The 4,959-nt window shown below is 71.3% G+C and carries 5 protein-coding genes; all 5 read right to left on the bottom strand.

The annotated features are described in order from the left end of the window. Positions 1–114: 114 nt before the first annotated feature. The gene (locus tag ACH4TV_RS06275) at positions 115–930 is read right to left on the bottom strand and encodes a sugar phosphate isomerase/epimerase family protein (protein WP_398394709.1); all 816 of its coding nucleotides are present in this window, start codon (positions 928–930) and stop codon (positions 115–117) included. A gap of 10 nt (positions 931–940) precedes the next feature. Continuing rightward, the gene (locus ACH4TV_RS06270) at positions 941–1,888 is read right to left on the bottom strand and encodes a GNAT family N-acetyltransferase (protein ID WP_398394707.1); all 948 of its coding nucleotides are present in this window, start codon (positions 1,886–1,888) and stop codon (positions 941–943) included. A 182-nt stretch (positions 1,889–2,070) separates the two neighbouring features. Then, positions 2,071–2,382: an SCO5918 family protein gene (locus ACH4TV_RS06265; protein WP_398394705.1), complete on the bottom strand. Its 312-nt coding sequence runs from the start codon at positions 2,380–2,382 to the stop codon at positions 2,071–2,073. A 131-nt stretch (positions 2,383–2,513) separates the two neighbouring features. Further along, positions 2,514–4,046, bottom strand: coding sequence for a DEAD/DEAH box helicase (locus ACH4TV_RS06260; protein WP_398394703.1), 1,533 nt, complete (start codon positions 4,044–4,046; stop codon positions 2,514–2,516). Between the two features lie 241 nt (positions 4,047–4,287). Beyond that, complete coding sequence (locus ACH4TV_RS06255) at positions 4,288–4,491, bottom strand: cold-shock protein (RefSeq protein WP_105974435.1); 204 nt, start codon at positions 4,489–4,491, stop codon at positions 4,288–4,290. Between the last annotated feature and the right edge of the window lie 468 nt (positions 4,492–4,959).

Genomic DNA, 4,959 nt, shown 5'->3' with positions numbered 1-4,959 from the left:
CGAACCCGAACCCGAACCCGAACCCGAACCCGAACCCGAACCCGAACCCGAACCCGAACCCGAACCCGAACCCGAACCCGAACCCGAACCCGAACCCGAACCGGACCAGCCGGCTCAGGCCGATTCGTTGAGCAGCCGCGCGAGGTGCTCGCGACCAGCGGCCAGCAACCCCTCCAGCGGCGCAGCCCCCTCGTACCACCGCTTCTCGTACTCCCAGCACAGCCAGCCGTCCCAGCCGTGCCGGGAGAGGACCTCGACGCACTCGGCGAGCGGTAGAACGCCGGCGCCCAGCGGCAGCGGGGTGGTGTCGTCGGCCGAGGCGATGTCCTTGACCTGGACGTATCCGAGATACGGGGAGAGGGCCGCGTAGCTCTCCGACGGCTGCTCGCCGCCGAGCCAGGTGTGCATGACATCCCACAGGGAGCCCACCTGACGGTGCCCGACCGGGCCCAGGACGCGGATCGCGGCGGCGCCCGTGCGATGCGAGTCGTGGGTTTCCAGCAGGATGCGTACGCCGACGTCGGCCGCGTACTCGGCGGCCGTGCCGAGCCTGCGGGCCGCCGTCGCGTCGGCCTGTTCGGGGGACTGGTCGGCGGCGCCGCCGGGGAGTCCTCCCCCCGGGAAAACACGGATGAACGGGGCACCGAGGTCGCGGGCCAGGTCGAGGAGTGCGCGGAGTTCGTCGATGACGGGTTCGTCGTCGCCGGGGGCCGCGACGCGCGCATATCCGGCGAGGCCGAGGATCTCGATGCCCGCCGCCTTGAACTCGGCGGCCACATCGGCCCGTTCGGCCGGGCCGAGGCCCAGGTGGACGGGCTCTTCGGGGTGCGTGCGCAGCTCTACGCCGTGATAGCCGTGCGTGGCCGCCAGACGCAGGACGTCGGGGAGGGGGAGACCGGGAACGCCGAGGGTGGAGAACGCCAGCTTCATGTCACGGACCCTACCCGTCACTCCAGCGCTCCGTCGTCGCGTGCAGATCCAGCCGCCAGTCCTGGCCGGTCAGATCCTTCCCGAAGGAGCGGTGCGGCTTCTCGGCGGCGAGCACGAAGCCGTGGCGCTGGTAGACGCGGCGGGCGGCGGCCAGGATGTCGTTGGTCCACAGGACGACGTCCCGGTAGCCGACCTCACGCGCGAAGCCGATGACGGCCGCGACGAGCCGGTCACCGATGCCGAGCCCGCGCGCGTCCGGCTCGACGAGCAGCAGCCGCAGCCTGGCCGTCCCCGGCGCGTCGTCCCGTACGCACATCACACCCCCCACGGGCCGCCCGTCCAGCTCGGCGATCCACACCCGCTCCAGATGCGGATCGTGGTCCTCGGCGAAGTCGGCGACGATCCGGGCGACGAGCCCCTCGTAGTCGGTGTTGAAGCCGTACTCGGCCGCGTACAGGGCCGCGTTGCGCTGCACGATCCAGCCGAGGTCGCCGGGGCCGGGCTCGCGCAGCACGACGTCCTCACGGCGTGGCGGCCGGCCGTCGGAGAGTAGCGAGCGGACCGTGTGGAGCGCCTCCGTGAGCCGGGGCCGGTCGGCGGCCGGCACGGTGGCGAGCAGCGAGCCGATGGCCTCCGTCGCGCGCTCGTTCAACAGGTTGGCGGCCTCCCGCCCGCGCGCGGTGAGCGTGACCCGCCGCCGCCGGGGATCCCGGTCGGAGGGCGCCCGCTCGATCAGCCCGTCCTGCTCGAACTTGTTGAGAATGCGGCTCAAGTAGCCCGCGTCCAGGGTGAGTTGGGCACGCAGATCGGCGGCGTCGGTACGGGTGGAGTGCGCGAGTTCGTAGAGGACGCGGGCCTCGGTGAGGGTGTAGGGGGCGTACAGGCGGCTGCTGTAGTCGAGCGCGCCGATGACGTTCGTATAGAAGCGGTTGAACGAGCGGATGTCCTGGACGGTCATGGGCCACCTCGCGACGGGACGGACGGCTGGCGACGGACAGTTGACTCAGTCAGAGGTTCGCTGATCCGAGAGTAGGCCCGTGGCGGTGCGTTCCTCAAGGCCCGGTGGACGACAGCCCGCTACGCGACGAGGGTCCGACCGGCACAAGCCGGTCGGACCCTCCTCGTTGTTCTTCCCGTCGGTCAGACGGACGCGGGCACCCCGAGCATCGCGGAGGCCTCCCGCACCGGGTCGACGACCGGGGCGGGCGCGGCGGCCTGGGGAAGGCCGCGGCAGGTGAAGCCGAGCTGGGACATGGCCCGGGTCACTTCGCCGGCGCTGAAGTCGCGGCGGTCCTGGCGGGTGACGACCTGGCCGACCTGCTTGACCGGGTAGGTGCGGCGGCCGATGATCACCGACTCGCCGGTGACCTCCTCGGGCTTGACGCCCTTCATGGTTTCCAGGACGCCGATCTTGGTGAGGTCGAACGGGAACCTGGCGATGACACAGCGCATGAATGCCTCACAGGGAGAAAGTAGGGAAGGGTTCCGCCGCGGTGAGGCGGTTCAGCCGGCCAGGGCGAGAACCCGGTCGCCGAGAACGTCCCGCAGGGGATGGACCGGCTTCCTGATCATGTGGGTGGTGCTCAGGCGGTCGTGTCGAAGGCGTTCTGGCGCGTGCGCCCACGGCGGGCGGCCGAAGCGGGGCTGCGCCGACCGCGGGAGACCGGGCCGCGCTTGCGCTTCTCGGCCGCCGGCGCGGTGATGGTGACGGGGACGCCGGAGGGGGCCTGGGCACCGGTGATCCGGGTGAGGGCTTCCTCGCCGGAGTGGACCTGGGTGGTCTGCGGGACGATGCCGGCGGCGGCCATGAGGCGGGTCATCTCACGGCGCTGGTTGGGGGTCACCAGGGTGACGACGCTGCCGGACTCGCCGGCGCGGGCGGTACGGCCGCCGCGGTGCAGGTAGTCCTTGTGGTCGGTCGGCGGGTCCACGTTGACGACGAGGTCGAGGTTGTCGACGTGGATGCCGCGGGCCGCGACGTTCGTGGCGACGAGGACGCTGACGTGCCCGGTCTTGAACTGGGCCAGGGTGCGGGTGCGCTGCGGCTGCGACTTCCCGCCGTGCAGGGCGGCGGCGCGTACTCCGCTGTTGAGGAGGTCCTGGGTGAGGCGGTCCACGGCGTGCTTGGTGTCCAGGAACATGATCACCCGGCCGTCGCGTGCCGCGATCTCCGTCGTCGTCCGGTGCTTGTCCGCGCCCTGCACGTGCAGGACGTGGTGCTCCATCGTGGTGACGGCGCCCTGGGAGGGGTCCACCGAGTGGACGACGGGGTCGGTGAGGTAGCTGCGGACCAGCCGGTCGACGTTGCGGTCCAGGGTCGCGGAGAACAGCATGCGCTGGCCCTCGGGGCGTACCTGGTCCAGCAGCGCGGTGACCTGCGGCATGAAGCCCATGTCGGCCATCTGGTCGGCCTCGTCGAGGACGGTGATCCCGACCTGGTTCAGCCGGCAGTCGCCGCGGTCGATGAGGTCCTTGAGACGCCCGGGGGTGGCCACGACGACTTCGGCGCCACCACGCAGCGCACTCGCCTGCCTGCCGAGCGACATCCCGCCGACGACGGTGGCAAGGCGCAGCTTCACGGCGCGGGCGTACGGGGTGAGGGCATCGGTGACCTGCTGGGCGAGTTCCCGGGTGGGGACCAGGACCAGGGCCAGCGGCTGACGGGGCTCGGCGCGCTGTCCGGCGGTCCGGGCCAGCAGGGCGAGACCGAAGGCCAGCGTCTTGCCGGAGCCGGTCCGGCCGCGGCCCAGGACGTCACGGCCGGCCAGGGAGTTCGGCAGCGTCGCGCCCTGGATCGGGAACGGCACGGACACGCCCTGCGTGGTGAGGGCGGCCAGGAGCGGGCTGGGCATGTCGAGGTCCGCGAACGCCTCGACGGCGGGCAGCGCCGGAGTGATCGTCTTCGGCAGGGCGAACTCCCCCTGCAGCGCGGCGGGGCGGCGGCTCGGACCGCCGGAGCGACCCTGGCCGCCCGAGCGGCCGGCGCTTCCGGAACGGCTCGGGACGGACGAACCGGAGCGGCTGCCCCGGCCCGAACCGGCGGTGGAGCCGAAAGCGGCGCCCCCGCCGGTGCGGCGGGAGCGGGAGGAGCGGCCGTTCGTACGTGTGGGGTTCATTCAGAACCTTCCTTGATACGGCGCGTATCAAGGAATTCCCGCAGCGGAAGAGCAGCGCGGGTAATCACAAGAACGGCCGAATGGAATTCGAAAGCGAACCTGACCCACAGGGAAACCGTGTCGGTACAGGCGCTGAAAGGAGGTGAAGCGAATAGCGGGGTAAAACCACTGCGAGAAACAGGTGCAGCTGGGGCCCGCACCCCGAGGGATGCGGGCCCCAGCTGCACAATGCGCGTCAGCGTCAGGCGAGAACGATGTTCTCGGCGGTCGGGCCCTTCTGGCCCTGCGCGATGTCGAAGGTGACCTTCTGACCTTCGGTCAGCTCGCGGAAGCCCTGGGCGGCGATGTTCGAGAAGTGGGCGAACACGTCAGCGCCGCCACCGTCCTGCTCGATGAAGCCGAAACCCTTGGCCGCGTTGAACCACTTCACGGTGCCAGATGCCATGTCAATTCTCCTTTGGGGCAGTACAGCGGCGTCCGCACTGCACGGACGCCGTGTCGCCGCGATGATGCCCCGCCCGGAAAACGACCCGGTATAAAAAGCGTTCTCATGCGACCCGGGGGCCGACTGAGGACGCTTGAAGTATTGGGAACCACGACTGCAACTGAGATCGACAGTAGCATGCCGCCTCCACCTGCCGAGGCGTGAATAACTCCGCCCTATTCATAGGGGTAAAACTCTCTCCGCGCCGCGCGGTAAACCCTCACCTCGCGGTCATAGATACTGGCCCGCCGGGAGCGCAGAGTTCGGGGAGCCGGTTACCGCCCACTCCGGTCCTGACGCAGGTCGGGGCCGGGGGGGGGGGGGGGGCCGCGCCCCCCCCCCCGCCCGCCGCGGCCCCCCCCCCCCCCCCCCGGCGGGGCGCCGGCGGGGGGGGGGGGGGGGGGGCCCGGCGGGGGTTGTGTGACCGGG

The sequence above is a fragment of the Streptomyces sp. NPDC020898 genome (assembly GCF_044333925.1).
GTDB lineage: Bacteria > Actinomycetota > Actinomycetes > Streptomycetales > Streptomycetaceae > Streptomyces.
The sequence above is the reverse complement of the archived record's forward strand: the minus strand, read 5'-3'. Positions and strand labels throughout refer to the sequence as shown.

Excerpts from the sequence above, each read along its gene's own strand:
- ACH4TV_RS06275 (WP_398394709.1), bottom strand. The coding sequence starts at position 930 with ATGAAGCTGGCGTTCTCCACCCTCGGCGTTCCCGGTCTCCCCCTCCCC.
- ACH4TV_RS06270 (WP_398394707.1), bottom strand. The coding sequence starts at position 1,888 with ATGACCGTCCAGGACATCCGCTCGTTCAACCGCTTCTATACGAACGTC.
- ACH4TV_RS06265 (WP_398394705.1), bottom strand. The coding sequence starts at position 2,382 with ATGCGCTGTGTCATCGCCAGGTTCCCGTTCGACCTCACCAAGATCGGC.
- ACH4TV_RS06260 (WP_398394703.1), bottom strand. The coding sequence starts at position 4,046 with ATGAACCCCACACGTACGAACGGCCGCTCCTCCCGCTCCCGCCGCACC.
- ACH4TV_RS06255 (WP_105974435.1), bottom strand. The coding sequence starts at position 4,491 with ATGGCATCTGGCACCGTGAAGTGGTTCAACGCGGCCAAGGGTTTCGGC.